The organism is Microbacterium gallinarum, assembly GCF_014837165.1.
Lineage (GTDB): Bacteria > Actinomycetota > Actinomycetes > Actinomycetales > Microbacteriaceae > Microbacterium > Microbacterium gallinarum.
Map to the genome: position 1 here is coordinate 525,186 of NZ_JACSPM010000001.1, position 26,637 is coordinate 551,822.

29 protein-coding genes are annotated in these 26,637 nt (G+C 70.7%); 9 read left to right on the forward strand and 20 right to left on the reverse strand.

All coding sequences use genetic code 11. The features are described from left to right. Positions 1–5: 5 nt before the first annotated feature. The gene (locus H9622_RS02440) at positions 6–485 is read right to left on the reverse strand and encodes a PLD nuclease N-terminal domain-containing protein (protein ID WP_191763888.1); all 480 of its coding nucleotides are present in this window, start codon (positions 483–485) and stop codon (positions 6–8) included. A 109-nt stretch (positions 486–594) separates the two neighbouring features. Between H9622_RS02440 and H9622_RS02445 the strand changes: the two genes are divergently transcribed. Continuing rightward, positions 595–885, forward strand: coding sequence for a DUF4229 domain-containing protein (locus H9622_RS02445; protein ID WP_191763890.1), 291 nt, complete (start codon positions 595–597; stop codon positions 883–885). A 30-nt stretch (positions 886–915) separates the two neighbouring features. Here the strand turns inward: H9622_RS02445 and H9622_RS02450 are convergent, their stop codons facing one another. Then, positions 916–1,896: a 1,4-dihydroxy-2-naphthoate polyprenyltransferase gene (locus H9622_RS02450; RefSeq protein ID WP_191763892.1), complete on the reverse strand. Its 981-nt coding sequence runs from the start codon at positions 1,894–1,896 to the stop codon at positions 916–918. Positions 1,897–2,011: 115 nt separating this feature from the next. Here H9622_RS02450 and H9622_RS02455 point away from each other — a divergent pair, with 115 nt between their 5' ends. After that, positions 2,012–2,404, forward strand: coding sequence for a VOC family protein (locus H9622_RS02455; RefSeq protein WP_191763893.1), 393 nt, complete (start codon positions 2,012–2,014; stop codon positions 2,402–2,404). Positions 2,405–2,447: 43 nt separating this feature from the next. Here H9622_RS02455 and H9622_RS02460 read toward each other — a convergent pair whose 3' ends face one another. The 5 genes from H9622_RS02460 to H9622_RS02480 form a co-directional block, all read right to left on the reverse strand. Beyond that, positions 2,448–3,602 (reverse strand): AMP-binding protein, encoded by a 1,155-nt coding sequence (locus H9622_RS02460; protein WP_191763896.1) that lies wholly within the window; start codon positions 3,600–3,602, stop codon positions 2,448–2,450. Between the two features lie 4 nt (positions 3,603–3,606). Next, complete coding sequence (locus H9622_RS02465) at positions 3,607–4,503, reverse strand: 1,4-dihydroxy-2-naphthoyl-CoA synthase (protein ID WP_191763898.1); 897 nt, start codon at positions 4,501–4,503, stop codon at positions 3,607–3,609. A gap of 32 nt (positions 4,504–4,535) precedes the next feature. Then, complete coding sequence (locus H9622_RS02470; RefSeq protein ID WP_191763900.1) at positions 4,536–5,336, reverse strand: LLM class F420-dependent oxidoreductase; 801 nt, start codon at positions 5,334–5,336, stop codon at positions 4,536–4,538. A gap of 61 nt (positions 5,337–5,397) precedes the next feature. Then, positions 5,398–6,360: a permease prefix domain 1-containing protein gene (locus H9622_RS02475; protein WP_191763902.1), complete on the reverse strand. Its 963-nt coding sequence runs from the start codon at positions 6,358–6,360 to the stop codon at positions 5,398–5,400. A gap of 3 nt (positions 6,361–6,363) precedes the next feature. Continuing rightward, a complete protein-coding gene (locus H9622_RS02480; protein WP_191763904.1) occupies positions 6,364–6,699 on the reverse strand; it encodes a PadR family transcriptional regulator in 336 nt (111 codons plus the stop codon). Between the two features lie 134 nt (positions 6,700–6,833). Here H9622_RS02480 and H9622_RS02485 point away from each other — a divergent pair, with 134 nt between their 5' ends. From H9622_RS02485 to H9622_RS02500, 4 genes are read left to right on the forward strand one after another with little or no spacing between them, the layout of a single operon-like run. Then, positions 6,834–7,799 carry a TIGR03885 family FMN-dependent LLM class oxidoreductase gene (locus H9622_RS02485; protein WP_191763906.1) on the forward strand — a complete coding sequence of 322 codons (966 nt, stop codon included), beginning with the start codon at positions 6,834–6,836 and terminating at the stop codon, positions 7,797–7,799. Next, complete coding sequence (locus tag H9622_RS02490) at positions 7,796–9,457, forward strand: alpha-amylase family protein (RefSeq protein WP_191763909.1); 1,662 nt, start codon at positions 7,796–7,798, stop codon at positions 9,455–9,457. Before H9622_RS02485 ends, H9622_RS02490 begins: the two co-directional genes overlap by 4 nt. Before the next feature lie 58 nt (positions 9,458–9,515). After that, the gene (locus tag H9622_RS02495; RefSeq protein ID WP_191763911.1) at positions 9,516–9,692 is read left to right on the forward strand and encodes a hypothetical protein; all 177 of its coding nucleotides are present in this window, start codon (positions 9,516–9,518) and stop codon (positions 9,690–9,692) included. 10 nt (positions 9,693–9,702) lie between these two features. Beyond that, positions 9,703–10,710: an o-succinylbenzoate synthase gene (locus H9622_RS02500; RefSeq protein WP_191763913.1), complete on the forward strand. Its 1,008-nt coding sequence runs from the start codon at positions 9,703–9,705 to the stop codon at positions 10,708–10,710. Between the two features lie 24 nt (positions 10,711–10,734). Here the strand turns inward: H9622_RS02500 and H9622_RS02505 are convergent, their stop codons facing one another. Next, the gene (locus tag H9622_RS02505) at positions 10,735–11,376 is read right to left on the reverse strand and encodes a TetR/AcrR family transcriptional regulator (protein ID WP_191763915.1); all 642 of its coding nucleotides are present in this window, start codon (positions 11,374–11,376) and stop codon (positions 10,735–10,737) included. 130 nt (positions 11,377–11,506) lie between these two features. On the opposite strand from H9622_RS02505, the gene H9622_RS02510 reads away from it, so the two are divergent. Both H9622_RS02510 and H9622_RS02515 read left to right on the forward strand, forming a co-directional pair. Continuing rightward, on the forward strand, positions 11,507–14,419 hold the full coding sequence (locus H9622_RS02510; RefSeq protein WP_191763917.1) for an MMPL family transporter: 2,913 nt from the start codon (positions 11,507–11,509) through the stop codon (positions 14,417–14,419). After that, positions 14,416–16,437: a YhgE/Pip family protein gene (locus H9622_RS02515; protein ID WP_191763919.1), complete on the forward strand. Its 2,022-nt coding sequence runs from the start codon at positions 14,416–14,418 to the stop codon at positions 16,435–16,437. Before H9622_RS02510 ends, H9622_RS02515 begins: the two co-directional genes overlap by 4 nt. Before the next feature lie 469 nt (positions 16,438–16,906). On the opposite strand, the gene ccsB is transcribed toward H9622_RS02515, so the two are convergent. The 7 genes from ccsB to H9622_RS02550 all read right to left on the reverse strand — a co-directional run bounded on the left by ccsB (position 16,907) and on the right by H9622_RS02550 (position 23,095). Further along, entirely contained in the window at positions 16,907–17,968 is a 1,062-nt protein-coding gene (ccsB, locus tag H9622_RS02520; protein ID WP_191763921.1) for a c-type cytochrome biogenesis protein CcsB, read from the reverse strand. A 4-nt stretch (positions 17,969–17,972) separates the two neighbouring features. Then, positions 17,973–19,676: a cytochrome c biogenesis protein ResB gene (gene resB, locus H9622_RS02525; protein ID WP_191763923.1), complete on the reverse strand. Its 1,704-nt coding sequence runs from the start codon at positions 19,674–19,676 to the stop codon at positions 17,973–17,975. Further along, positions 19,657–20,592 (reverse strand): cytochrome c biogenesis CcdA family protein, encoded by a 936-nt coding sequence (locus H9622_RS02530; RefSeq protein WP_191763925.1) that lies wholly within the window; start codon positions 20,590–20,592, stop codon positions 19,657–19,659. Before H9622_RS02530 ends, resB begins: the two co-directional genes overlap by 20 nt. Next, positions 20,589–21,224, reverse strand: a complete 636-nt coding sequence (locus tag H9622_RS02535; RefSeq protein WP_191763927.1) for a TlpA family protein disulfide reductase — start codon at positions 21,222–21,224, stop codon at positions 20,589–20,591. Before H9622_RS02535 ends, H9622_RS02530 begins: the two co-directional genes overlap by 4 nt. Next, the gene (locus H9622_RS02540; protein WP_191763929.1) at positions 21,224–21,853 is read right to left on the reverse strand and encodes a histidine phosphatase family protein; all 630 of its coding nucleotides are present in this window, start codon (positions 21,851–21,853) and stop codon (positions 21,224–21,226) included. The genes H9622_RS02535 and H9622_RS02540 overlap by 1 nt, the downstream gene beginning before the upstream one ends. A 42-nt stretch (positions 21,854–21,895) precedes the next feature. Next, positions 21,896–22,609: a DedA family protein gene (locus tag H9622_RS02545; protein ID WP_191763932.1), complete on the reverse strand. Its 714-nt coding sequence runs from the start codon at positions 22,607–22,609 to the stop codon at positions 21,896–21,898. Positions 22,610–22,723: 114 nt separating this feature from the next. Beyond that, on the reverse strand, positions 22,724–23,095 hold the full coding sequence (locus H9622_RS02550) for a DUF6264 family protein (RefSeq protein ID WP_191763934.1): 372 nt from the start codon (positions 23,093–23,095) through the stop codon (positions 22,724–22,726). Positions 23,096–23,130: 35 nt separating this feature from the next. Here H9622_RS02550 and aspS point away from each other — a divergent pair, with 35 nt between their 5' ends. After that, positions 23,131–24,471, forward strand: coding sequence for an aspartate--tRNA(Asn) ligase (aspS, locus tag H9622_RS02555; RefSeq protein ID WP_191763936.1), 1,341 nt, complete (start codon positions 23,131–23,133; stop codon positions 24,469–24,471). Between the two features lie 90 nt (positions 24,472–24,561). Here aspS and H9622_RS02560 read toward each other — a convergent pair whose 3' ends face one another. The 5 genes from H9622_RS02560 to H9622_RS02580 all read right to left on the reverse strand — a co-directional run bounded on the left by H9622_RS02560 (position 24,562) and on the right by H9622_RS02580 (position 26,608). After that, a complete protein-coding gene (locus H9622_RS02560; RefSeq protein WP_191763938.1) occupies positions 24,562–24,807 on the reverse strand; it encodes a glutaredoxin family protein in 246 nt (81 codons plus the stop codon). A 7-nt stretch (positions 24,808–24,814) separates the two neighbouring features. Beyond that, entirely contained in the window at positions 24,815–25,108 is a 294-nt protein-coding gene (locus tag H9622_RS02565; protein WP_191763941.1) for a rhodanese-like domain-containing protein, read from the reverse strand. 80 nt (positions 25,109–25,188) lie between these two features. After that, positions 25,189–25,287: a 30S ribosomal protein bS22 gene (locus H9622_RS02570; protein WP_003792170.1), complete on the reverse strand. Its 99-nt coding sequence runs from the start codon at positions 25,285–25,287 to the stop codon at positions 25,189–25,191. Between the two features lie 82 nt (positions 25,288–25,369). Then, positions 25,370–25,561: a helix-turn-helix domain-containing protein gene (locus H9622_RS02575; RefSeq protein WP_191763943.1), complete on the reverse strand. Its 192-nt coding sequence runs from the start codon at positions 25,559–25,561 to the stop codon at positions 25,370–25,372. Positions 25,562–25,678: 117 nt separating this feature from the next. Beyond that, entirely contained in the window at positions 25,679–26,608 is a 930-nt protein-coding gene (locus H9622_RS02580; protein ID WP_191763945.1) for a TetR/AcrR family transcriptional regulator, read from the reverse strand. Positions 26,609–26,637 lie beyond the last annotated feature (29 nt).

The window sequence follows — 26,637 nt, forward strand, 5'->3', positions numbered from 1 at the left end:
CTCGGTCAGTTGACGGCTCCGCGCTGGCCGCGCTCGTCACCTTCGTCCGACGGGCGGACGGGCGGATCGGCGGGAGCGTCGGCCGGCGGCGCCGAGGCGGTCGGCGACGTGTCGGCCGCGGCGGGTCCGGTTGCAGCGGCGGGTCCGTCGATGCTCCACCGCGGGTCGTCGGCCTCGGCGTCGAGCTGTGCGAGCTCTTCCTCGAGGCGGCGGATGCGCTCGTCCTGGTCGCTCACCGCGCCGATGCGTCCGAGGAACTCGGGATCGTCGTCGGGTGCGCGTCGTGCGGCGAGCGCGGCGCGGCGCGTGCGGCCGACGAGCAGCCAGAGCACACCGCCGAGCACGGGGATGAACACGACGATGAGGATCCAGATGGGCTTGCTCACACCGCGGTGCCTCGTGGGAGGCTGCACCGCGCAGTCCACGATCGTATAGACCCAGAAAGCCGTCGCCGCCAGGGCCAGGATGAGCAGGGCCCGTGTCATGCTCCCCATCCTAGGCGAGCATCGTGCGGCGCGGCCCTGTCGTGACCGAACCGTCGTCTGGGTGGGCCGCCCCGCCGGAACGCACTGCCGGCTCGATTACGATGGACGCGTGAAAGCCCGGTCCGCCCTCGTCTACACGGTGCTGCGGCTCCTCGCCTTCCTGGTGCCGTTCGGCCTGCTGATGCTGCTGCCGATCATGCGCGAGTACTACTGGCTCGCCGCGATCTTCGCCGCGCTCATCGGCCTGAGCCTGTCGATGCTGTTCCTGCGCCGTCCGCTCGACCAGATGAGCGCGGGCATCGCTGAGCGCCGTGACCGATCGCGCGCTGAGCGAGCGGTGAGCGACGAAGATGCAGAGGATGCCGCGGCCGGCCCCTCCGAGTCCCGCTCCGGCGACTGACTCCGGCGTGCGCCGGCGCCCGGCGGGTGCTCAGCCGACGAGCGCCCACGCGAGGAACGCCGCGTAGGCGAGCGAGGTCAGCGACGTGAGCCCGAGCGCGACCACCAGTTCGCGCGGGTCGCGGTAGGTCCACACGATCAGGATGGCCGGGAGCGCTGCCAGCAGCACGAGCAGCGACAGCCACGCGATCGGATAGAAGAGCGCGAGATAGGCGGCGATCACGAACGGCGCGAGCACGAAGATCGTGAACAGCCAGCGCGTGGCCGTGCGGCCGATGAGGGTCGTGAGAGTGCGCTTGCCCGATGCGCGGTCCTGGTCGATGTCGCGCAGGTTGTTCGCGAGCAGCACGGCGCACGCCAGCAGACCGATGGCGACGGCTCCGAACCACGCCTCCTGCGGCAGGGCGAACGCCTGCACCCAGGTCGTGCCGAGCGTCGCGACCAGTCCGAAGAACACGAAGACGAAGAGCTCGCCCAGGCCGTAGTAGCCGTACGGCCGCTTGCCGCCGGTGTAGAACCACGCGGCGAGGATGCACGCGGCACCGACGGCGAGGAACCACCACTGCTGGGTGCGGATCGTGATGGCCAGGCCGGCGATCGCGGCGATCGCGAAGAAGACCAGCGCGACGGTCAGCACCGCGCGGGGCTTCGCCTTGCGCGATGCCGTGAGCCGGGCCGGACCGACCCGGTGGTCGTCGGTTCCCCGGATGCCGTCGCTGTAGTCGTTGGCGTAGTTGACGCCGATCTGCAGCGACACTGACACGATGAGGCAGAACAGCGCGATCACCCAGTGGAACACGTCCACGACGAGGATCGCGGCCGCGGTGCCGACGACGACGGGGCTGATCGCGAGGGGCAGCGTGCGCAGACGGGCCGCGCCGATCCAGTCGCGCGCGGTCGCCGGCTCGACGGCGCGGGGATCACCCGACTGGCGCGCCTTCTGCGGGTTGCCGCGGGAGGGCTGCTTCTTCGGACCGGGATGCTTGCGCTTCTTGCTGGAGGTGCCTGCCACGAATCGTCATCCTAGAGGGCGACGCGATGAGCCGCCGCGAAGCGACGCCGGGTTGTGGACATGCGTCGGCACAAGCCCCTCCCTGCACGCGCCCTGCGCGCGCACAATGGCTGCCATGCTGAGCATCGGAACGATCGTGCTGACGGTCGAGGACATCGCCCGCGCCGGCGACTTCTGGCGGAGTGCCCTGGGCTACGTGAACCGGGGCGAGCCGAGCGATGACTGGCTCATCCTCGACCCGCCGGGAAAGGCGGACTGGGCGTCACCGGGGGCGAGCCTGGCCCTCTCGGTCACGGGCTATCCGCAGCACTATCCCCCGCGCATCCACCTCGACCTGTACGCCGAGGACCAGGCGGCCGAGGTGCGCCGGCTGCGGGCGCTCGGCGCACGCGAGGTCGACTGGCACGACTACCCCGAGGACGCCGACTGGATCGTGCTCGAAGACACCGAGGGCAACCGCTTCTGCGTGGTCGACACCGGCCCCTACCCCGGCTCCCCTGCCCGGTGACGGCCCCGCGATCTGAGCGGAAGCCGCGGGCCGAGGCGCGGGGTCAGTGGAGGGAGGCGACGGCGCGGCGGATCGCCTCGCGATCCGGCTTGCCCGACGGCAGCGTCGCCAGCTCGTCGACGAGCACGAGCCTCGCCGGGCGCGCATGCGGGCCGATCGCGTCCTTGACGGCGGCGCGCGCCTCTTCGAGCTGCACGGACTCGCTGCGGCGCAGCACTTCGCCCCGGGTGGCGACGACGACGGATGCCTCGCCCCAGCGCTCGTCGGGGACGCCGACGACCACCGCGCCGGACAGTCCGGGCACGGTGCGGACGATGCGCTCGACGCGATCGAGCGAGATGTTCACGCCGCCTGAGACGATCACGTTGTCGATCCGGCCGCGCACACGCAGGACGCCGTTTTCGAGGATGCCGGCGTCGCCGGTGCGGTACCAGCGGGCACCGTCGGGGGTGCGGGGGAACGCGGCATCCGTCAGCTCCGGATCGCCGAGGTAGCCCTCGGCCAGCACCGGCCCCGAGATCTGGACCTCGCCGCGCATGATCCGCAGGCTCACGCCGCGCAGCGGGACGCCGTCGTACACGCAGCCGCCGGAGGTCTCGGTGGCGCCGTAGGTGCGGACGATGCGCGCGCCAGCGGCCTGCGCCCGCTCGAGGGTCACGGGCGGCAGAGCCTGCCCGCCGACGAGGATGGTCTCGAACGACCGGAGGGCGGTCAGCACCGTGGCGTCGTCCTCGGCCGCATCGAGCAGGCGCGACAGCTGCGCCGGCACGAGCGACGTGTAGGTCGGGATGCGCTGGCCGCGGTCGGTGGAGGCCATCATGAGCGCGGCGGCCGCGAACCCCTGAGGCGTGAACGATCCGCTCAGGACGGCGGGCTCGCGATCGGCGACGATCGAGCGGACGAGCACCTGCAGACCCGCGACGTAGCTCGCGGGGAGCGCGAGCAGCCAGGCCCCTTCGCCGACACGGTCGGCAGTCGCCAGCGCGCTGGCGGTGAGGGCGTCGCGGCTGAGCACCACGCTCTTGGGCACGCCGGTGGATCCCGACGTCGTCACCACGACGGCCGTTCCCGGCCGCACTTCGCCGGGCAGTTCGCTGACCATGCCGAGCCCGAGCGCCGGACCGGCGCCGTGCAGCGCACTCTTCAGAGCGCGCAGGATGTCGCGGGGGTCGTCGCCGATGACGGGTTCGAGCTTCATGGCCTCAGTACTGCCACGGGTACGGGGCCCAGTCGGGCTCACGCTTCTCGAGGAACGCATCGCGTCCTTCGATGCCCTCGTCGGTGCCGTACGCGAGGCGCGTCGCCTCGCCCGCGAAGACCTGCTGGCCGACGAGGCCGTCGTCGACGGCGTTGAACGCGAACTTGAGCATCCGGATCGCGGTCGGCGACTTCGTGAGGATCGTGCGCGCCATCGCGACCGCTTCGCGCTCGAGCTCGGCGTGCGGCACGACCCGGTTCACCGCACCCATCTCGTAGGCGCGCTGCGCCGAGTACTCCTCGGCGAGGAAGAACACCTCGCGCGCGAACTTCTGGCCGATCTGCCGGGCGAAATACGCCGAGCCGTAGCCGGCGTCGAAGGATCCGACGTCCGCGTCCGTCTGCTTGAACCGCCCGTGCTCTGCGCTCGCGATGGACATGTCGCACACGACGTGGAGCGAGTGGCCGCCGCCGGCCGCCCAGCCCGGGATCACGGCGATGACGACCTTGGGCATGAAGCGGATCAGCCGCTGCACCTCCAGGATGTGGAGGCGGCCGGCGCGCGCCGGGTCGGTGACGGTGTCGGTCTCGGAGTACTTGTAGCCGTCGCGGCCGCGGATGCGCTGGTCTCCGCCCGAGCAGAACGCCCAGCCGCCGTCCTTCGGGCTGGGCCCGTTGCCGGTGAGCAGGATGACGCCGATGCGCGGGTTCTGGCGCGCGGCGTCGAGCGCCTGGTACAGCTCGTCCACGGTGTGCGGGCGGAAGGCGTTGCGCACCTCGGGACGGTCGAATGCGATGCGCGCGATGCGCCCGTCCTTCGACACGTGCGAGGTGATGTCGGTGAAGCGGTCGGCGCCGGGTGCCGACATCCACTCGGCTTCGTCGAAGAGCTCCGAGACCATGGGCTCCAGCCTAGAGCGCGGGATGCCGCCGCTCACGCGCCGTTCTTGGCGTCACGCCACCGCAGCCACGACTTCACGAGGTCGAAGTCCCAGTCCGGCCCCCCGAAGCCCAGCGTGAACAGCCGCACACCGGCGTCGTAGAGGTCATCCGCGTCGTCCTCGCCGCGTCGCTTGAGCTCGTTCGAGACGATGAGTCCCGACGTGTCGCGCTCCTCCCTGTCGGCCCACCGCTCGATCACGCCGAGCTTGTGGGCGAGCTCTCCGGGGCGGACGAAGCTGTGCCAGATGTCGGCGTGGCGCGCCACCAGACGGAGGGTCTTCTGCTCGCCCTTGCCGCCGATCATCACCGGGATGCGCCGGGTCGGCGCCGGGTTGAGCTTCTGCCAGCGCGCCTCGATGCGGGCGAGCCCGTCGGCGAGGTCGTCGAGGCGGGAGCCGACGGTGCCGAACTCGTAGCCGTACTCCTCGTAGTCGCGCTCGAACCAGCCCGAGCCGGTGGCGAAGATGAAGCGGCCGGTGCCGTCCTTGGCGGAGATGTGGTCGATCGTGCGGGCCATGTCCGCCTGCAGATCGGGGTTGCGGTAGCTGTTGCAGTTGACGAGCGCCCCGAACTCGACGCGCTCGGTCTGCTCGGCCCACGCGGCGAGCATGGTCCAGGACTCGAAGTGCATGCCCTCGGGGTCGCCCGACAGCGGGAAGAAGTGATCCCAGTTGAAGAGGATGTCGACGCCCATCTCCTCGAGCCGGAGGACGGCGTCACGGAATGCGGAGTAGGGGGCGTGCTGCGGTTCCAATTGCACGCCGAGGCGCACCGGGGTATCCAGAAGGGGCATGGGAAAAGCCTAAGCGGGCGGGATGCCGGCGGCTCCGGCATCCCACCCGCCCCTGTTCATGTCAGCGGGCGCGGTACGCCTTCAAGTACGCGTCGATGGAGTCCCACGCGGCGATGGCGATGACGCCGAACCCGAACACGGTCGTGACGACGGCCGTCACGGTGCCGGCGTCTTCGGGCACGAGCGTGGGGAACAGCGCGGGGTTGACCAGCAGCTGCTGCGAGAGCAGCCACAGCGCACCGCCCGCGATCACGAGGTTCAGGAACAGGTTCACGGTCGCGGATCCCATGTTCCAGCCCCCCTTGGCGTAAACCGAGATCGCCAGCAGCGCCTCGAGGACCATGAGCACGAAGAGCGCGCCGATCCACCACGGCCACAGCGCCGGGGAGAGGAAGGGCATCCAGCCCTCCGCCGGTGAGTACACGACGCCGACGAACTGGTCCCAGAGGATCGCGCCCGCGGCGAGCGCCAGGAAGATCAGCGACGCGACCAGGTCGCTGAGGCTCGCCCCGCGGTCCTTCGGCTCGGGCAGATCGTCGGGCGTCCACGGTTCGACGATGCCGGACCCCGATGCGCGCTCGGAGCGCTCGACGATGAAGAACACCAGCGTGATCCAGAACGCGATGTGCACGATGACAGCCAGGGTGACGCTGACGACGTTGCCGACGATGGTGCCGAACTGCTCGCCCGCCAGCGTCTGGCCCAGTGCGACGCCGAACGCGGCGCACGCCGGCACGATCGCCCACAGCAGCTTCAGCAGGCGCCACCACGTCAGGTAGTAGCGGGGGCCGATGAGCCAGAGCGGCCGATCGGTGTAGCCCGCGGCGAGCTTGTCGGGGTCGCCGAGATCGGTCAGCACCGCACGCTCGGCCGCGTCGCGCGGTTCGCCCTCGGCGACGCGGGCCTCGACCTGGTCGTCGATCGAACCGCGCAGCTCGGCGGCGAGGTCGGCGCGCTGCGCCTCGGGAACGGTGCGCATCGCGGCCGCAACGTAGCGGTCGGTCAGGGTCGTTGTCGTTGCCATGTGTCAGTCCTCCTGCGGAAGGGAGTCGATCGCGGTGGCGATCGCGTGGAATTCGTCGGTGAGGGCGGCCGCGAGGCGGGAGCCTGCGGCGCTGGTGCGGTAGAACTTGCGGGGCCGGGCCTCGTCGGTGTTCCACTCGCTCGTAAGGTGCCCCTGCTTCTCGAGCCGGCGCAGCAGCGGATACAGGGTGTTCGCGTCGGTCGGGAATCCGCGATCCCCGAGCTGTTCGAGCAGGCCGTACCCGTACCCCGGCTGCTCGAGCAGGCGGAGGCAGGCCAGCACGATCGTGCCGCGCCGCAGCTCCTGCAGGTGCGTGTCGAGGATCTCGGATTCGCTCATGGCTCACACTGTACTGTGTGTCACACACTATCGTCAAGGACACATTGTCATGGGCATCACCTTGTTTGCTGGGACCCACTCGACCAACCCGCAAGTGCCTTGAGCCGCTCGGCATCACCGTCGAGACTCGGACGATGGTCTTCGTCGGATACCACGCCTCGCACGAACAGCTCCCACCCAGCGCACTGCTGACCTCCGTCGTCGGCGCCGAGCGCGCCGGCTTCGACGGAGCGATGTGCTCCGACCACCTGGCGCCCTGGGGTGTGAGGCAGGGCGAGTCGGGCTTCGCCTGGTCGTGGCTCGGCGCCGCGCTCGCCTCGACCTCGTTCTCCCTCGGCGTCGTCAACGCGCCCGGACAGCGCTACCACCCTGTCGTGATCGCGCAGGCCATCGCGACGCTCGAGGAGATGTTCCCCGGACGGTTCTGGACGGTGCTCGGCAGCGGTGAGGCGATGAACGAGCACGTCACCGGCGACCCGTGGCCCTCGAAGGATGATCGCAACGCGCGTCTCGACGAGTCGATCGACGTCATCCGGCGCCTGCTCGCGGGCCACGAGGTCTCGCACGACGGTCACGTCCGTGTGCACCGGGCGCGCATCTGGTCGCTGCCCGACCAGCCTCCCCCGCTGTTCGGCGCCGCTGTCAGCGCCGAGACCGCCGGATGGCTCGCCGGACGCGTCGACGGCCTGGCGACCGTCGCGCAGGAGCCGGATGCGCTGCGCCGCGTCGTCGACGCGTACCGCTCGTCCGGGGGCGTCGGACCGTGCACCCTGCAGGTGCATCTGTCGTTGGCGGAGACGGATGCCGCGGCCCTGGCCCTCGCGAAGGACCAATGGCGCAACGGCCTGATCGGGCCGCCGGAGGCCTGGGACTTCGACCAGCCTGAGGACTTCGACGCCGCCGTCGGCGAGCCGGATGAGAGCGAGCTGCGCAAGGCGGTGCTGGTGGACTCGGATGCCGCATCCCTCGCCGAGCGCATCACCGAGCTCACCCGCATCGGCTTCGACCGCGTCTACCTGCACCACGTCGGCAAGGACCAGAACGCGTTCCTCGACCGCGCCGCGTCCGAGCTGCTCCCGGCCCTGCGGAGGACCCTGTGAAGATCACCGACACCAGCGACCTGTGGTGGAAGACCAGCGTGGTCTACTGCCTCGACGTCGAGACCTACCTCGACTCCGACGGCGACGGGATCGGTGACTTCACCGGCCTCGGCCGGCGCATCGACTACCTCGCCGACCTCGGCGTGACCTGCCTGTGGCTCATGCCGTTCTACCCGACCGCCGATCGCGACGACGGGTACGACGTGACGGACTTCTACGGCGTCGACCCGCGGCTCGGCACGCACGGCGATCTGGTCGAGGTGGTGCGCACCGCGCGTGACCACGGCATCCGGGTGATCGTCGACCTCGTGGTCAACCACACGAGTGACAAGCATCCCTGGTTCGTCGCCGCGCGTCGGTCCAAGACCTCGCCGTTCCGCGACTTCTACGTCTGGCGCGACGAACCGCCGGCGAACAACGTCAACGCGGTGTTCCCGGGCGAGGAGAGCACGCTGTGGGAGCTCGACGAGAAGAGCGGCCAGTACTACCTCCACAGCTTCTACAAGCACCAGCCCGACCTCAACATCGCCAACCCCACGGTGCGCGACGAGATCGCGAAGACGATCGGCTTCTGGCTGCAGGTGGGCGTCTCGGGCTTCCGCGTGGACGCCGTGCCGTTCCTGCTGGAAGTGCCCGAGGGCGAGGAGTTCACCGATCCGCATGAGTACCTCCGCGACCTTCGCCGCTTCCTGCGGCGGCGCTCCAAGGAGGCCGTGCTGCTGGGCGAGGTCAACCTCCCGTACAAGGAGCAGCTCGACTACTTCGGCGCCGGGAAGGGCGAAGAGCTCACCCTGCAGTTCGACTTCATCGGCATGCAGGCGCTCTATCTCTCACTGGCCCGCTCCGATCCACGACCGCTCGCGAAGGCGCTGCGCTCGCGTCCGCCGATCGAGCCCGAGGCGCAGTGGGCCAACTTCGTACGCAATCACGACGAGCTGACCCTCGACAAGCTCACCGACAAGGAGCGCGACGAGGTCTTCGAGGCGTTCGCGCCCGACGAGCGGCAGCGCGTTTACGGCCGCGGGATCACACGCCGGCTTCCCCCGATGCTCGGCGGCGACCCGCGCCGCATCCGCATGGTCTACAGCCTGCTCTTCTCGCTCCCGGGCACGCCGGTGCTCTTCTACGGCGAAGAGATCGGCATGGGCGAGAACCCCGAGATCCCGGGCCGCCTGGCCGTGCGCACGCCGATGCAGTGGAACGACAGCCGCAGCGGCGGGTTCTCGACCGCGCCGCCGTCCCGGCTGACCGCCGCGCCGCCTGAGGGCGGCTACGCGCCCGCGCACGTCAACGCATCGGCTCAGCTCAACGACGACGACTCGCTGCTGCAGTTCATCCGCCGACTCGCGGCGCGCTACCGCATCTCGCCCGAGATCGGGTGGGGCGAGGTCGAGATCCTCGAGCACGACGCCCCCGCGGTGCTCGCCCACTCGGTCTCGGCCGACGTCGGGCGCATGATCGCCCTCCACAACTTCTCGGAGGAGCCGACCCGCGTGCAGCTGACGCTGGACAACGAACCGGAGGGCGCCCAGCTCAGCGACCTCTTCGGTCCCGACCGTCGCGAGCTCGACGACCGCGGGCGCGTCGACATCGAGCTGCCGGCGTACGGCTGGACGTGGCTCCGCGTCGCGCGCCCCGGCGACGGGCGCCTCGGCTGAGCGGAAAATGATTGCCGTGGCCGCGGCGCCATGCGACGATGACCCGAAGGAGGCCACCATGACCGCCAAGCCCTCGTTCTTCACCCGCATCCGCCACGCCCTGCTCGGCAAGCCGCTGACCCACGAGCAGGCGCAGGCGCAGCGCGCGGCGCAGGCGGGCACGGCGCGCGGCTCAGCCTCCTTCGAGAACGGCGCGCGCGCACGCTCCGTGCAGAGTCAGACCTATTGGTTCTGACCCGGGCATGATGGGTCGCGTGAGCCACGCCACCCCGCCGCTGCCCGAAGTCCTCGCCTCGGCCCGCGTGGTCGCGCTTCCGCTGGCCACGCGCTTCCGCGGCGTCGACGTGCGCGAAGCGCTCCTGTTCGAGGGGCCGCAGGGCTGGACCGAGTTCTCGCCTTTCGCCGAGTACGACGACCGCGAGGCGGCGACGTGGCTGGCCGCCGCGATCGATTTCGGATGGATGCCGCAGCCTGCGGCCGTCCGGAACGAGATCCCCGTCAATGCCACGGTGCCCGCGGTGGCCGCGGCATCCGTCCCCTCCGTCCTCGCCAGGTTCGACGGCTGTCGCACAGCCAAGGTCAAGGTCGCCGAGGCCGGGCAGCGGCTGTCGGACGATGTCGAGCGTGTGCGTGCGGTGCGCGAGGAGATGGGCCCGGAGGGGCGCGTGCGGATCGACGCGAACGGCGCCTGGAACGTCGACGAAGCCGAGCGGGCGCTGCACGCCCTCGCCGAGTTCGACCTCGAATACGCCGAGCAGCCGTGTGCCACGGTCGACGAGCTCGCCGAGCTGCGTCGCCGGGTGAAGTACATGGGCATTCCGATCGCCGCCGACGAGAGCGTGCGCAAGGCGACGGATCCGCTCGCCGTCGCCCGCGCCGGCGCCGCCGACCTGCTCGTGGTCAAGGCGCAGCCGCTCGGCGGCGTGCGGCGAGCGCTGGCGATCGTCGCGGAGGCCGGGCTTCCCGCCGTCGTCTCGAGCGCCCTCGACACCTCGATCGGACTCTCGATGGGCGCGGCCCTCGCCGCCGCTCTGCCGGTCCTCGAGTACGACTGCGGACTCGGCACGGCGTCGCTGTTCACCGCCGACGTGACCGAGCCCCCGCTCGCTCCGGTGGGTGGCGTGCTGCCGGTCGGTCGCGTGCAGCCCGACCCGTCGCTGACGGCTCGGCACGAGGCATCCGCCGACCGCCGCGACTGGTGGCTCGACCGACTCGCGCGCTGTCACGCGCTGCTCGTCGAGCGCGCTGGCTGAAACCCGGTTCCGAGGCCGCCTGCGTCAGCCTTCGGAGGGGGCGATCAGCAGCTGCGCGACCCGGGCGAGCTCTTCGTTCGTCGCCCGGCGCAGTTCGGCCTGATCGGCGCCGGCCATGACCGACCGCACGGCAGCACCCTCCCAGACGGTGAGCAGCAGGCGCGCCGCATCGAGGGGCGGCAGGCGGAAGGTGAAGGACTCGGCGCGCCCGATGTCGTCGATGATCTGCGCCACGCTGCGGAGCATCTCGTCGGTCTGCGCCAAGTACGCGGCGGCGAGCGCGGGTGTGCGGAGCGCGTGGATGCGGATCTCGCTCAGGAGCAGGACGCCCAGACGATCGTCGGCCGACATGTCGAGCACCTGCTGCACGATCTGCAGCGCGTTGGAGGGCACGTCGGCGAAGGCACCGGCACGCTCGAGTTCGGCGACGCGATCCCGCACCGCGGCGACGCGGCCGAGTGACACGCGTCCGGCCAGCTCGAGGAAGAGCTCGTCCTTCGTCTCGAAGTTCGAGTAGAAGGCGCCGCGGGTGAAGCCTGCTCGCTCGCAGACCGCTTCGACGGATGCCGCGTCCAGCCCGACTTCGGCGAAGACCTGGGCGGCGGCATCCAGCAGCTTCTGACGCGTCGCCTCGCGGCGCGGCGACGTGACGCTCGTATCGCTCAAGAGATCCTCCTTCGCCAGTCTCACACGCACTACTCAGTTTCAGGACGGCAACCCGCCTTACGATACACTCATGTATCCGATACAGCGCTGTATCGAAAGAACCTGAATTCGTCCGGAACGCGGAGGCGCTGTGTCCACCCTGTTGTATGCCCTCGGTCGCTGGTCCTACCGTCACCCGTGGCGGGTGCTGGTCGCATGGATCCTCCTCCTCGGCATCGCCGGTGGCGGGGCGCTCGCGTTCATGAAGGGCACCGACAACTCCTTCTCGATCCCCGGCACCGAGGCGCAGGAGGGCATCCAGCTGCTCGATCGCAGCTTTCCGCAGGCGAGCGGCACGAGCGCCCAGCTGGTGATCGTCGCCGCCGACGGCGACACCGTCGCCCAGGCGCCCTACGCCGCTGAGATCGACGACACCGTCACAGCGCTGGAGGACATCGACGGCGTCATCGCGGTGACCGATCCCTTCAACGAGATGGTCACCGGCATGGTCTCCGACGACGAGTCTGCCGCGATCATCCGCCTCCAGTTCGACGGACAGTCCACCGACGTCTCCGACGAGACGAAGGACGCGCTCACGCTGGTCGCCGACGATCTTCGCGACACGCTGCCCGAAGGCTCGCAGGTGGCGATGGGCGGCGACTTGTTCTCGACGTCGGTCCCCGCACTCTCGCTCATCGAGGCCGTCGGCGTGCTCATCGCGCTGTTCGTGCTCATCGTCACCTTCCGCTCCTTCGCGGTGGCGTGGTTCCCGCTGATCTCCGCGATCATCGGCGTCGGGCTCGCGATCGCGCTCATCTACCTCTCCACGGCGTTCGCCTCGATCTCGTCGACCACCCCCATGCTCGCGATCATGCTCGGGCTCGCCGTCGGCATCGACTACGCGCTGTTCATCGTCGCGCGACATCAGGATCAGGTGCGCACCGGCGTCGACCCCGAGGAGTCCGCTGCCCGCGCCACCGGCACCGCGGGCTCCGCCGTCGTGTTCGCCGGCGCCACCGTGCTCATCGCCCTCATCGGCCTGGGCTTCGCCGGCATCCCCTTCCTCACCACGATGGGCATCGCCGCGGCGGTGGCTGTCGCCATCGCCGTGGTCGTCGCCCTGACGCTCACGCCCGCGCTCCTCGGCTTCGCCAAGGGTCGCGTCGCCGGCTGGGGCCACGGCAGGGCCCGTCGCGGCGTCGCGCTGCCCGTGCGGCGTCGCTCGTCAACCGCGGATGACGACGTGGCGCCGGCCGGGGCGGACGACGAGGCCGTCGTCGAGGAAGCCGATGCCGTTGCGCCCGTCGCCGCCGCGCCGAAGAAGACCAACCGCTGGGTGATGCTCGTGACGAAGCATCCCGTGATCACCACCGTCGCGGTGATCGTCACGCTGGGGGTGATGGCGATCCCCGCGGCCAGCCTCGCACTCGCACTCCCCAACGCGGGCCAGCAGCCCCAGACGAGCCAGGCGCGTCAGGCGTACGACCTCACCGCCGAGCACTTCGGCGCGGGATCGAACGGCCCGCTCATCATGACGGGCACCATCGTCACCTCGACCGATCCGCTCGGGCTGATGGCCGACCTCGCCGAGGAGATCGAGCAGGTGCCGGGCGTGAAGTCGATCGCCCTCTCGACCCCCAACGAGACGGCCGATACCGGGCTCATCCAGATCGTTCCCGAGACGGGTCCCGACGACCCGGCGACCGCCGACCTCGTGCGGGAGCTGCGCGCGCTCGCGCCGGAGCTGGAGGAGGAGTACGGCGTCGACCTGAAGGTCACCGGCTTCACCGCCGTCGGCATCGACATCTCCGACCGTCTCGGTGCGGCCCTGCTGCCGTTCGGCATCTTCGTCGTCGGCCTGTCGCTGGTGCTCCTGATGATCGTGTTCCGGTCGATCTGGGTGCCGGTCAAGGCCGCGCTCGGCTACCTGCTCTCGGTGCTCGCCGCCTTCGGCGTCGTCGCGGCCGTCTTCGAGTGGGGCTGGGGCGCCGAGCTGCTGCACGTGGACCGGACGGGGCCCGTGATCAGCTTCATGCCGATCATCCTCATGGGAGTGCTCTTCGGTCTCGCGATGGACTACGAGGTGTTCCTCGTCAGCCGCATGCGCGAGGACTACGTGCACGCGCGCCGGGCCGCGTCGGGGCACGCCACGCGCAGCGATCGAGACATCGCGCTCGGCGCCGTGCGCTCGGGATTCTCGGCCTCGGCGCGCGTGGTGACGGCCGCGGCGGTCATCATGTTCGCCGTGTTCGCGGCCTTCGTGCCAGAGGGCGACGCGTCGATCAAGCCGATCGCCCTGGGTCTCGCCGTCGGCATCGCGGTCGACGCCTTCCTGGTGCGCATGACCCTGGTGCCGGCCGTCATGGCCCTGCTCGGCGCCAAGGCGTGGTGGATGCCGCGCTGGCTCGAGCGCGTCCTCCCCCACTTCGACATCGAGGGCGAGGCCGTCGAGCGCGAACTCTCGCTCGCGGAGTGGCCCGAGCCGCACACGACCGCCGCAGTCGTCGCGGAGGACCTCGCCGTGCGCGCCGAAGGCCCCGAGGAGTCCGTCGCGCTGTTCGACGGCGCGACGTTCCGGGTGGAGCCGGGCGGCACGCTCATCGCCACAGGGGATCCTCGCGCGGCGCGCGCGTTCGGGCTCGCGGTCGCCGGCCGCATCCCCCCGAGCGACGGGCGCCTTCGCGTCGCCGGCCACCTGCTGCCCGAGCGGGCGGCGTGGGTGCGCGCACACGTCGGCGTCGCGATCCTCGGCGGCTCCGACGACCCCGTGCGCGAGCTGCGCCGTGCGCTGAGCGGTCGCACCACCCTCGTGGTGGTCGACGGTCTGGACACGCTCGATCCCGCCGACCGCGACCAGGCCGCTGCGCTGCTGCGGGATGCCGAGGCCGCCGCCCGAGCGCGATCGGGCGCGGCATCCGCTCCCCTCACCGTCATCGCGACCGCGAAGGCCGACGGCCCCGCGCTCGCCCTTCTGGCCGACGCGCGACGCTCCGACGTGAGCTCACTCGCCCTGCGCACCGGCACCGCCCCTGCTTCCCCTTCCATCGCCGAGGTGACCGCATGACCCTCCACATCGAACGCGCGCGCTCGCGCCGGCCCGTGACGTGGCTGACGCTGATCGGCGTCCTGCTGCTGCCCGTCGTGATCGGCGGCGTGCTCGTCGCGGCGCTGTACAACCCCGTCGAGCGGCTCGACGGTTTGCAGGCCGCCATCGTGAACGAGGACGAGCCCGTCACGATCGACGACCAGGTCGTCCCGCTCGGCCGTCAGCTGACCGCGGGGCTCGTCGAAGGCTCGGAGGACCAGCCGAGCAACCTGACGTGGACCATCTCGAACGCGGATGACGCCGCGGAAGGCCTCGCCGACGGCACGTACGCGGCCGTCGTGACCATCCCCGAGAACTTCTCGGCGGCGGCCACCTCGACACAGCCTGGCGAGACCCCGGCGCGCGCGACCATCGAGGTGCAGACGCCGCCCGACAGCCTGATCGTCGACGACGCCATCACGGCGCAGGTGACGACGGCCGCGGCATCCCTCATGGGAGAGCAGCTCTCGCAGGTCTACCTCGAGAACGTCTTCCTCGGCTTCACGACGCTCGGCGACCAGCTCGGCGAGGCGGCCTCGGGTGCCGCTCAGCTGGCCGATGGGGCATCGCAGGCGGCGGACGGCGCGACGCAGTTGGCCGACGGGATGCCGCAGCTGGCGTCCGGCGCCGACGGGATCGCCTCCGGAGCCGGAGACCTGCAGGGCGGACTCGGGCAGATCGCGGGCGGCATCGGGGGCGCCGCCGGCGGGGCGCGCGAGCTCGCCGCCGGGCTCGACACGGCCGCTGCGAAGGTCGTCAACCAGCAGCTGCAGGATGCCGCGGATGCGACGGCGAGCTACGCCGGCGCCGCCGCGGACGAGACCCTCGCCCTCGCCCTGCTGCTCGGCAACGACGACCCCGCCAACGGCCCGCTGGGCCTGGCGCAGAAACTCGGCGGCCTCGCCCAGCAGTGCATCGCGTCGGGCGGCTCGATCGACTTCTGCACGCAGCTCGGTGCCGCGGCGGCGACGGCCGGCACCGCAGCTCAGAACGCCGGAGCGGCGGCGACGAGCGCCGGCTATGCCGACGGCTACGCCGCCGGGACCGCGTCGGGGATCTCGGAGCTCATGTCGCAGACGAGCGCGGGGCTCACCGAGGCCGCGGGCGGTGCGCGCGCGCTCGGCTCGGGTCTCGACCAGCTCACCGGTGCGACCTCCCAGTCGGCCGACGGCGCGGGTCAGCTGTCGTCGGGCGCCGCTCAGCTCGCGGGCGGCATCGGCCAGGCCGGCGAGGGCGCGAGTTCGCTCGCCGACGGCGTGACGCAGCTCGCCGAAGGAACCACGACGCTCGCGGACGGATTGGACGAGGCATCCACCGCCCTTCCCTCGTACTCGGACGCGGAGGCGTCGAGCCTCGCGGAGGTCGTCGCGAACCCGGTCGAGGCCGACGGCGTCGGCAAGTCGCTGTTCGGCGCGTCGGCGATCCCGCTGCTGTCCACGCTCGCGCTGTGGTTCGGCGGACTCGCGACGTTCGTCGCGCTGCAGGCCGTGTCGCGGCGCGCGCTCACCGCACGCGAGCCGTCGGTGCTGCTGGCGCTGCGCGGATTCGCCCCGGCGGCGGCGCTCGGCGCGGCCCAGGGCGTCCTGGTCGCCGGCGTCGTGCAGCTCGCCGCCTCGTACGAGTGGAGCCAGTGGTGGGTGTTCGCCGGCGTGAGCGTCGTCGCGGGCGTCGCCTTCGCCGCTGTCAACCAGGCGCTCGTGGCTGTCTTCGGCGGCGCAGGCCGCTGGATCTCGGCGCTCATCGGCGTGCTCGCCGTCGCGACCGGCGTCGTCTCCACCGTGCCGGGCGTGCTGGCGGACCTCGCGGCGCTCATGCCGACCTCCCCCGCGTACCAGGGGATGGTCGCCGCGCTCACCGAGGCGGGCGGCATCGGAGCGGCGTTCGCCGGGCTGATCGTCTGGGCGCTGCTCGCGTTCGGCGCGACGATCCTCGCCGTCGCCCGCCGCCGCACGACGTCTGCTCGCGCGCTCCTCGACGCCGTCCCCGTCACGGCGTAGCGCGACGCATACCGGCCCGGCCACGCGGTCTGCGGGGCCGGGCCGCGCCTTGCGCTCTGGGGGCCGGGCCGCGCCTTGCGCTGTGCGGTCCGGGCCGCGCTGTGCGGTGTCGGGCTCTGCGCTGTTGGGCCGGGCCGGTTTGCGGGTCTCGTCCCGCCTCGCGGCCTCAGCTCACCTGTCGCGAAACGCCGCCAGCACCGACACAACGCGACAGGTGAGCCTCCGATCGCCGCCCGCACCTTGCTCACCTGTCACGGAGCGCCGCCTGTCTCGACACATCGCGACAGGTGAACCCGGGCGGGGGAACGTCGCACCGCCCGCAGCGCTTCGGTGGAGGCATCCGCTCACCTGTCACACCGCAGGAGCACCGCCCCGGCACGATGCGGGCGGTGCGACGAGCGCACGGCGAGTGCGGTCAGCCGAGCCCTGGTCAGCCCAGCCGCGTCAGCCCAGCCGCGTCCGCCCAGCGTCAGCTCAGGCCGGAGTAGGCGTGCAGGCCCTTGAAGAACATGTTCACGATCGTGAAGTTGAAGAGCACCGCGGTGAAGCCGATGATCGACAGCCACGCCGACCGGGCGCCGCGCCAGCCGCGCGTCGCGCGGGCGTGGATGTATCCCGCGTACAGCACCCAGATCACGAAGGTCCAGACTTCCTTGGTGTCGAAGCCCCAGTAGCGGCCCCACGCGTCGTTGGCCCAGATCGAGCCGGCGATGAGCGTGAACGTCCAGAAGATGAACCCGAGGATCGCGAAGCGGTACGCGAGCGACTCCAGCGCGTCCGAGCCCGGGAGGGTGGCGAGGAACCGCGGACCCGTCTTGACGGGCTGAGCGGGTGCCTCGGCCGACGCCGCGACGAGTGCCCGGCGCTCGCGCCGGGCCTGCATGAGCTGCATCACCGACAGGCCGAAGGCGAGGGCGAACAGCGCGGTCGACAGCGTCGCCACGAACACATGGATGACCAGCCACACCGACTTGAGCGGGTCGGCGAGCGGCGTGATCTCGACGTAGAAGGCCAGCGTCGAGCCCCCCAGCAGCACGACGGTGAGACCCGTGATGAACGAGCCGAGGAACCGCAGGTCGTAGCGGATCAGCACCGCGAGGTAGACCGCGACGATGAGCATGGTGCCGGTGAGGGCGAATTCGTACATGTTCGACCACGGCACGCGTCCTGCGGCGATGCCGCGCGTGACGTCGCCCGCGACGTGGAACAGGAAGCCGAGCACCGTCAGCGACGTGCCGATGCGGGCCCACACGAACCGCTTCCGGCGGCCGAGCGGGGCGTTGAGGTTCTCCTCCGCCGCCTTCTCCTGCGCGCGCAGCTCGCCCACCGAGCCACCCGTCGCGACGCCGCCCGCCGCGACCAGCTCGCGTTCGCGCACCTCCAGCTGGGCGTCCTTGGCGTCGACCGCGTCGGCTCCGCGGCGCGCGAGGTCGACGGCGTACGCGATGAAGGCGAGCGCGTAGATCGTGATCGCGGTCCACACCAGCAGCACCGACACGGAGTCGAGCGTGAGAGCGGAGGATTCAGGCATTGTCTCAGTCTACTTTCGGGTACGCCGGGGACTGCAGGCCGTCGAGGTGGCGCTGGGCGAACTGCGCCACCGCGGCATCGAGCGTCGGGTCCTCGCCGCGGGCGAGTCCCGCGTACTCGAGGTGGAGCGACTCGCCTCGCGGGGTCGCCTTCACCCACATGCGGCGGCGCGGCACGAAGAGCGCGGCGAGCAGGCCTGCGGTCGCGAGCACCGCGAACACCAGCACCCATGTGGCCGCGGCATCCCGGTGGATCGACAGCGACACGTATCGCTTCACCGACTCCTCGTAGCCCTGCGCGCCCTCGGGCGCCTCGTTCTCGAACGTGATGCTGCCGAGCCCGTCGGGGAGGTCGGCGGTCTCTCCGGGCGCGAGCTCGATCGGCTCGACATCGGTGCCGCGCCCTGCGAGCTGCGTCATCTCGGACGGGTCGAGCGTGTACACGGATCGGGGCGTGCCGTCGTCGATGCCGAGATCGCCGACCCACACGTTGAGCGACACGACCGGGTTGACCAGTGCGGGGTAGGCCGATGCGAACGCACCGGTGTGCAGCGGCGCCTGGGTGGGGTAGAAGAAGCCCTGCAGCGCCATCTGGTCCGGCAGGCCGTCGGTGATCTTCACGACGCCGAGGGAAGTCATGTTGGTGTCCTGCGGGAGGAAGGGCACCGACTCCGAGAAGACGATCTCACCGTCCGCGTCGCGCACGGTGAGCGTCGGCGCATAGCCGTTGCCCATCAGGTAGATGCGGTCGCCGCCCATGTCGAGCGGGTGGTTGACCCGCACCTCGCCCGCGACCGGCTCCTCGCCCGCGTACTGCGTGGTGAGGTTCGCGACGAAGTCTCCGGCCTGGCCCTGGCCCTGCGCGCCGAGCGGCTGGTACGTGACGTCGAAGCGGTCGAGCGTCAGCGCGTACGGCTCGAGGGCCTCCTCGTCCACGAACCGCCCCGGGTTGAACGACGTGTAGTCGAGCATCGTGTTCACGAAGGTGCGTCCCTCGAGGATCACGGTCTGGCCGGTGTAGGTGAAGCCGCCGCCGAATCCGACCGCGAGCAGCACGCCGACCAGCGACGCGTGGAAGACGAGGTTCCCGGTCTCGCGCAGGTAGCCGCGCTCGGCCGACACCGACAGCATCGCCCCCGAGTCGTAGCGCTCGACGCGGTAGCCGGACTTCTTCAGCTGCTGCTGCGCGGCCTCGATGGCCGAGGTCGCGGCGGCCGCGGCATCCGCTCCGGAATCGAACTCGATCGTCTCGGAGCGATGCGCGTCCAGACGCGAGAGACGGGCGGGCGTGCGCGGCGGCGTGGCGCGGAGGGCCTTCCAGTGGTGCTTCGTGCGCGGGATGACGCAGCCGATCAGCGAGATGAACAGCAGGATGTAGATCGCGGAGAACCACGGCGACGAGTACACGTCGAACATGCTCAGGTTGTCGAGCACCGGCGCGAGGTCGGGGTTGTCGGCGAAGTACTGCGTGACGCCGTTCGGGTCGGCGCTGCGCTGCGGCACGAGCGAGCCGGGCACCGCGGCGATCGCGAGCAGGAGCAGCAGCACGAGCGCGGTGCGCATCGACGTGAGCTGGCGCCATCCCCAGCGCAGCCAGCCGACGACGCCGAGTACGGGCTGGGTGATGTCGGATGCCTCGGCCTCGGCGTGGTCCGACGGCCGCAGCGGGTCGGCCGTCGCCGTGCCGGACTCAGAGCGGGAGCGGGACATTCGCGAACACCCCCTGCAGGCTCGCCATGAGCTGGGTCCACACGCCGGTCACCATCAGTACGCCGAGCACGATCAGCAGGGCTCCTCCGACCAGGTTGACGACGCGGATGTGCCGGCGCACGAACGTCACCGAGCGCGTCGCCCACCCGAAGCCGAGGGTGAGGAGGATGAACGGGATGCCGAGGCCCAGCGAGTAGGCCAGGCCCAGGGTCGCCGCGCGCGCGGCCGAGCCGGAGTCGAACGCCATCGCGAGGATCACGGCGAGGGTGGGCCCGATGCACGGCGCCCAGCCGATGCCGAGCGCGATGCCGAGCAGCGGAGCGCCGATGAGCCCGAGGCTGCCGCGCACCTGCGGGCGCGCGATGCGCTGCGCAAGGCCGAAGACGCCGATGAACACGAGGCCCATCGCGATGACCACGACCCCGAGGACGCGGGTGATGAGGTCGGCGTACTCGATGAAGAACCGGCCCAGCGTGCCGCCGAGCGTCGCAACGCTCACGAACACGAGCGTGAAGCCCGCGATGAACAGCAGCACCCCGAGCAGCAGCTTGCCGCGGGTGGGGGCCTCCGGCTCGGGGGCATCCGTCGTGCCGGCCGCCGCAGCCCCAGCCGAAGCCGCCGTCGCCGTCGCCGCCGTCAAACGGTCGGGAAATTCCGGCGTTTCTGCGCCGGAATCGCCCGAAAGAGCCGGATTCGCCCGACCGTTCGACGCCGACCGCGCGGAAGCCCGCACCGATGCCCGCGCCGAAGCCGGCACCGAAGCCGGCCGAGCGCTGACCGCGCCGCCGATGAACCCGAGGTAGCCGGGGACGAGCGGCAGCACGCACGGCGAGAGGAACGAGAGCAGCCCGGCGAGGATCGCGATCGGCACGGCGACGAACAGCGACCCGCCGGCGACCAGATCGGCCGGGGTCACGACTCCTCCAGCGCGTCGCGCACGAGCGTCTGCAGGATCGAGGCGCTCTCGAGCTGCCCGATGATGCGCGCGGCGACACGGCCCTGCTTGTCGAGCACGAGCGTGGTGGGCGTGGCGTTGATCGGCGTCTTGTCGGCGAACGCGAGCTTGATCGCGCCGTCCTGCGCGGCCATGAGGCTCGGGTAGGTGACGCCGTACTGCTCGGCGAACGCGGTCGCGGTCTCGGGGGCGTCGCTCGTGTTGATGCCGATGAACGAGACGTCCTCGCCCTCGAACGACGCGTTCGCGGCCTCGAGCGCCTCCGCCTCGGCCCGGCACGGACCGCACGCGGCGTACCAGAAGTTGACCACCACCACATCGCCGGCCACGTCATCGCTGCCGAGCTTCTCGCCCGTCTCCGTCGTGCCGTCGAACACGACGGGCTCGGTGCGCTCGCCCTCGGGGATCTCGACGATCTGGAACCCGTTGGCCGCGATGAACCCCTTGTTGTCGCCGGCGCGGTACTGCTCCGCGAGCGGATCGTTCGCGCAGGCGGCGAGCCCCCCGATCAGTCCGAAGACGAGCAGAGCGGATGCCGCGCCCCTCGCCCGCCGGATGCCCGAGCGCTCCCGCGCCGATGCCTGTGACCCCATCACACCGCTCCCACATCGACCGAGCCCGAGAGCGACGCCGGCTCGGCGTACGCGATCTCGGACCATTTGCCGTCCGTCATCTCGAAGCTCGTCACGCTCGACAGCGCGCAGCGCCGCGCGCGGGGGTCGTGACGCAGCGGCAGCGAGGCGACCGCGAGATGCGTGATCCAGATCGGGAGCTGGTGCGACACGATCACGACGTCGCCGGAGTCCGCGGCATCCCACGCCTCCGTCATCGCCTGATTCATGCGACCGACGACATCCGCGTACGGCTCGCCCCAGCTGGGGAGGGCCGGCTTGCGCAGGTGGCGCCAGTTCCAGGGGTTGAGGAGCGCGCGGGCCATGCGCCGACCCTCGAAGACGTTGGTGGGCTCGATGACGCGCTCGTCGATGCGCGGCTCGAGGCCGAAGAGCTCGGTGAAGGGCTCGGCCGACTCCTGCGTGCGCTGCAGCGGCGAGCACACGAGCGCGGTGACCGGACGATCGAGCGACTGGATGTACTCCGCCGCCTGCCGGGCCATGCTGCGGCCGTCGACGCTGAGGCCGTATCCCGGGAGTCGCCCGTAGAGCACGCGGCGGGGGTTGTGGACCTCCCCATGGCGCACGAGATGGAGGCGATCGGCGGGCACCCGCCCAGTCTACGTGGGCGCGTTCTGTGGGGCGGCTGAGCGTCAGTCCCGACCGGCGGACGTCGACGAGGCGAGCTCGCGGGTCTCCTCGTGCTGGGCAGCGGTCCGCCGTTCGCGGGATGCCTCGACCACGGCTCGGGTGCGGACGAAGACGAACCACGCGCCCGCCAGCGCGACCACCGCGATCACGACGTACTGCAGGATGTCGACGTACTGCTCGACCACGTGCCACGACTCGCCGAGCAGGTAGCCGGAGAGTACGAAGATGGTGTTCCAGATGAGGCTCCCGGCCGCGGTGAGCAGGCCGAACCGCCACAGCGGCATGCGGGTCACGCCCGCCGGGATGGAGATGAGACTGCGGAAGATCGGGATCATACGACCGAAGAACACGGCCTTGCCGCCGTGGCGCTGGAACCATCCGACCGTGCGGTCGATGTCCTCCGGGTGCAGCAGCGGCACGCGACCGGCGATGCGGCGCAGCCGGTCGACGCCGAGCCACGCGCCCAGGCCGTAGAGCAGGAGCGCCCCCACGATCGAGCCGCCGGTGGTCCAGCCGAGAGCCTCGAACAGCGAGAACGAGCCGGTGCTCGCCGCGAGCCCCGCCAGGGGGAGCACGACCTCGCTCGGCAGCGGCGGGAACAGGTTCTCGAGCGCGATGGCGACGCCGGCGCCGGCCGGGCCGATCACGTCCATCAGCGAGACGCACCAGTCCAGAAGGGCGGAGAGCCAGGAGGAGTCGGGGGAGGTTTCGGTCATCGGGGGCTTCGCTCTCGGTGATCGGATGCCGCGGCGACGCCGGGCGGGACTCCTCCACGCTAGGCGACCCACGTGTGCTCATCCTGGGTGCAGCCCCCCGAATCCCGCTTCGGGTCAGCCCGTCGGCACTCCCGCCGCGGCGATGAACGCACCCAGGAACCACGACGCGACGACGAGCGGGGCGGCGGCGAGCGGCACCCAGAAGGCGAGCTTGCGGAACACGAGCAGCAGGATCGTGACGATCGCGGCCGCGAGCAGGATCACCCAGGGCAGGGCGACCGCGGTGATCAGCCCTGCGCCGATCAGCTCCGAGCTGCAGTCGCGCGCGCCGCAGGAGTCGGACGCCATCGCGAGGAAGAAGCCGAAGAACGACATCATCGCGGCGAGCAGGGCGAGCAGCACCAGGAGGATCGACGAGACGACGATGTCCCACACGCGCACCGGCCGGCGGGTCCGTGCGGGGCCCGGGGCGGGGTACGTGGTCACGGCGCCATCCTAGGGCCCACGTACACTGGTTCCTCGTGAGTGAACGCGTCCTCGTCAACCAGCTCCTCGGCCTCGCCGACGGCCCCGTCTCCGTCTCCGGATGGGTCGAGACCGTCCGCGATCAGAAGAAGGTGCAGTTCGTCATCCTCCGGGATGAGACCGGCGCGGTTCAGCTGGTGAATCCGGCCACCCGCCCCGCCGAGGACGGGTCGGAGCAGGATGCCGCGGCCCTCGCCCTCACGGACCTCATCTCGAACCTGTCCACGGGCACGTTCCTCACGGTGCACGGCGAGCTCAAGCACGACGAGCGCGTGAAGCTCGGCGGCGTCGAGATCAAGATCGGCACGCTGGACATCGCCGCCGCAGCACTGCCCGAGACGCCGATCGCCGCGGACTCCGGTCTCGACAAGCGCATGGACTGGCGCTTCCTCGACCTGCGCCAGCGTCGCAACAACCTCATCTTCCGCGTGCAGACGACCCTCGAGCACGCCATGCGCACCTACTGGATCGAGCGCGACTACATCGAGGTCCACTCCCCCAAGCTCATGGCGTCGGCATCCGAGTCCAATGCCGAGCTGTTCGAGGTCCCGTACTTCGAAGACAAGACCGCGTACCTCGCGCAGTCGCCCCAGTTCTTCAAGCAGATGGCGCAGGTCGCCGGCTTCGGCAAGATCTTCGAGATCGCACCCGCTTTCCGCGCCGACCCCTCGTTCACGAGCCGTCACGCGACCGAGTTCACGTCGATCGACGCCGAGATCAGCTGGATCGACTCGCACGAGGACGTCGCGAAGATGCAGGAGGAGCTCCTGCAGACCGCGTTCCAGGCCGTCAAGGACAAGCACGGCGCCGAGATCGAGGAGCTCTTCGGCCTCGAGGTGCAGGTGCCCGCCATCCCGTTCCCGCGCATCCCGCTCGCCGAGGCGCTCGAGATCGTGAAGAGCCGAGGCTATGAGGTGCCGCGCACCGATGGCGACCTCGACCCCGAGGGCGAGCGCCAGATCTCCGCCTACGTCGAGGAGACGTACGGTCACCAGTTCGTCTTCATCACCGACTACCACCCCGAGGTCCGTGCGTTCTACCACATGCGCAACGAGGAGACCGGGCTCACCAAGAGCTACGACCTCCTCTTCAAGGGTGTGGAGATCACGACGGGCGCGCAGCGCGAGCACCGCGTCGACGTGCTGATCGAGCAGGCGAGGGAGAAGGGCCTCGAGCCCGAGCACCTCGAGTTCTACCTCGACTTCTTCCGTTACGGCGCTCCGCCCCACGGCGGCTTCGGCATGGGCCTCGCCCGCGTGATGATGCTGCTGCTCGGCCAGGATTCGATCCGCGAGGTCACGTACCTGTTCAGGGGTCCCACGCGTCTCGCGCCCTGACGCTTTTCCGCGGCCCGTCCGCGGAGCGGGATGCCTTGGCTCAGCCGCCGAGCGGATGCCGCGGCTCAGCCGCCGAGCGGATGCCGCGGCTCAGCCGCCGAGCGCTGCGCGCAGCCGGTCGGGCGAGACGCGCCAGTGGCCGTGCAGCTCGCCGTCGATGAGCACGACCGGGATCTTCTCCCACCACTGCGCGTAGAGGGCGGGATCGTCGGCGATCGACAGCTCCTCGACCTCGACGGAGTCTTCGGGCAGGTCGGCGAGGACCGTCTCGACGACCTCCCGCGCGACGTCGCACAGGTGGCAGTCGGGCTTGCTGATCAGGGTGAGTGTGGTCACGGTGTGCTCACGCCTCGACGGGATACCCGGCCGCGATCCACTCGTCGGTTCCGCCGTCGACGTTCGTGGCGTCGTAGCCGCGCGCGGCGAGGGCTTCGACCACGCGCCCCGACCGTCCGCCGACCTTGCAGATGACCGCGAAGGCGCCGTCGGGGAGCTCGTCGAGGTGCTCGCCGATCGTCGACATCGGCAGGTTGACCGCGCCGGGCACCCTCCCCCCTTCGAACTCCCACGTCTCGCGCACGTCGATGACGGGCGTGTCGGGGTTCTCGCGAAGCTGGTGGACGGTGATCGACTGCATGGCGGCCTCTCGGGCTAGCGGGGTCTCGGGCGCATACACGAAGCGCCCATCCGGAGACAGGCGCTTGGTGTCGATGCCGCTTACTTCTTGTTGCGGCGCTGGTGGCGAGTCTTGCGAAGCAGCTTGCGGTGCTTCTTCTTCGCCATGCGCTTGCGGCGCTTCTTGATGACTGAACCCACGGAAAACCTCACAATGTCGGGGTCTGGGCGCGACGCGTGCGCGCCCGGGAACGGGCAGATGCGGAAAATGCCTCGGGACAGTCTAGCCGACGTCGGCGATAGGCCGTTGCAGCGCTGCGGTCACCGCCGATTCGGGCACCCGGTAGCTGCGACCGAAGCGCACCGCAGGCAGCTCGCCCGAGTGGACGAGGCGATAGACCGTCATCTTCGAGACGCGCATGAGCTCGGCGACCTCGGCGACGGTCAGGAAGCGCACGTCGGGCAGTTCCGGCATGTCATCCCTTTCCCCAGAGAGTGATCGGGGTTTTCCCCAGTTCTGACCACACTCTAGAGCGCCGGAGGGACGCGTGTAAACCTGTGTGACTCGTGGTGATCCTGTGATCTTGCCGGGTCATTTCTCGCCGCGCTGCCGGGCGCGACGCTCGCGGGCCTCGCGGGCCGCTTGCCGTTCCCCCCGGCGGGCGTCGCGCAGCGCCTTCTCCGCCTGCCGCACCGCTTTGCGCGCTTCGCGGAACTTCTTGTCGTCCGCGATGTCGGCATCGTCCATCCCGGTCCAGGGCGCGCGTTCGGCGCGACGCCCCTTGTCCACCCCGGCGATGTATGCCGCGACGCCGTCGAGGCTGCGATCGAGGTTGAACGCGAAGGGATCCGACTCGTCGAGGAAGACCCCGGCGTCGATCGCCGCGCGCAGGTCGGGATACGCCTCGGCGGTGATGAGCCGGCGGTAGAGGGCATCCTCCGTCCGCGTGATGTCGGCGTCGCTCACGCCGCGTTCGCGCTCTACGCGCGCGTAGCCTGCGAGGACCGTGCCTGTCCATCGAGCATGGCCGGTGACCAGCAGCATCACCGACAGGCGCTCCTCATGCGTGAGCGGAGTATCGGCGAGGGCGTGGAGCCCGGCATCCATCCACGCCGCGCTGTTCGGCGTCGTGGGCGAGCCGGTGATCGGCACGTCGAGCACCCACGGGTGCTCGAGGTATCGCTGGACCTGCTCGCGATAGAGCACCTGCATCCGGTCCCGCCATGATCCGGCGATGCGGCTCGCCTCCGACGGCAGCCCGGTCGCCTCCTCCTGCATGAGCAGCACGAGGTCGTCCTTGGCGGTGACGTAGCGGTACAGCGACATCGGCGTGTAGCCCAGACGCGCGGCGACCGCCGCCATCGACACGGCGGCGAGCCCCTCGGCATCCGCGATCTCGACGGCGGCTTCCACGATGCGCTCGACGCTCATCTCCCGCTTGGGGCCGCGCTGCGGGTTCGCTGCGACGCCCCAGGCGAGCGCGACTCCGCGCGGAAGCTCAGTCTCAGCGGCATCCGTCATGGCGTCAGTCTAAGACTGTTTATCACGTA

What these genes read in the sequence shown, in the direction of transcription:
- H9622_RS02575 (WP_191763943.1), bottom strand. Translation starts at nt 25,561, where the DNA reads ATGCCGGAACTGCCCGACGTGCGCTTCCTGACCGTCGCCGAGGTCGCC.
- H9622_RS02565 (WP_191763941.1), bottom strand. Translation starts at nt 25,108, where the DNA reads ATGCAGTCGATCACCGTCCACCAGCTTCGCGAGAACCCCGACACGCCC.
- H9622_RS02440 (WP_191763888.1), bottom strand. Translation starts at nt 485, where the DNA reads ATGACACGGGCCCTGCTCATCCTGGCCCTGGCGGCGACGGCTTTCTGG.
- H9622_RS02460 (WP_191763896.1), bottom strand. Translation starts at nt 3,602, where the DNA reads ATGAAGCTCGAACCCGTCATCGGCGACGACCCCCGCGACATCCTGCGC.
- H9622_RS02455 (WP_191763893.1), top strand. Translation starts at nt 2,012, where the DNA reads ATGCTGAGCATCGGAACGATCGTGCTGACGGTCGAGGACATCGCCCGC.
- H9622_RS02545 (WP_191763932.1), bottom strand. Translation starts at nt 22,609, where the DNA reads ATGACCGAAACCTCCCCCGACTCCTCCTGGCTCTCCGCCCTTCTGGAC.
- H9622_RS02515 (WP_191763919.1), top strand. Translation starts at nt 14,416, where the DNA reads ATGACCCTCCACATCGAACGCGCGCGCTCGCGCCGGCCCGTGACGTGG.
- H9622_RS02465 (WP_191763898.1), bottom strand. Translation starts at nt 4,503, where the DNA reads ATGGTCTCGGAGCTCTTCGACGAAGCCGAGTGGATGTCGGCACCCGGC.
- H9622_RS02480 (WP_191763904.1), bottom strand. Translation starts at nt 6,699, where the DNA reads ATGAGCGAATCCGAGATCCTCGACACGCACCTGCAGGAGCTGCGGCGC.
- H9622_RS02470 (WP_191763900.1), bottom strand. Translation starts at nt 5,336, where the DNA reads ATGCCCCTTCTGGATACCCCGGTGCGCCTCGGCGTGCAATTGGAACCG.
- ccsB (WP_191763921.1), bottom strand. Translation starts at nt 17,968, where the DNA reads ATGCCTGAATCCTCCGCTCTCACGCTCGACTCCGTGTCGGTGCTGCTG.
- H9622_RS02495 (WP_191763911.1), top strand. Translation starts at nt 9,516, where the DNA reads ATGACCGCCAAGCCCTCGTTCTTCACCCGCATCCGCCACGCCCTGCTC.
- resB (WP_191763923.1), bottom strand. Translation starts at nt 19,676, where the DNA reads ATGTCCCGCTCCCGCTCTGAGTCCGGCACGGCGACGGCCGACCCGCTG.
- H9622_RS02485 (WP_191763906.1), top strand. Translation starts at nt 6,834, where the DNA reads ATGGTCTTCGTCGGATACCACGCCTCGCACGAACAGCTCCCACCCAGC.
- H9622_RS02535 (WP_191763927.1), bottom strand. Translation starts at nt 21,224, where the DNA reads ATGGGGTCACAGGCATCGGCGCGGGAGCGCTCGGGCATCCGGCGGGCG.
- H9622_RS02580 (WP_191763945.1), bottom strand. Translation starts at nt 26,608, where the DNA reads ATGACGGATGCCGCTGAGACTGAGCTTCCGCGCGGAGTCGCGCTCGCC.
- H9622_RS02500 (WP_191763913.1), top strand. Translation starts at nt 9,703, where the DNA reads ATGGGTCGCGTGAGCCACGCCACCCCGCCGCTGCCCGAAGTCCTCGCC.
- H9622_RS02475 (WP_191763902.1), bottom strand. Translation starts at nt 6,360, where the DNA reads ATGGCAACGACAACGACCCTGACCGACCGCTACGTTGCGGCCGCGATG.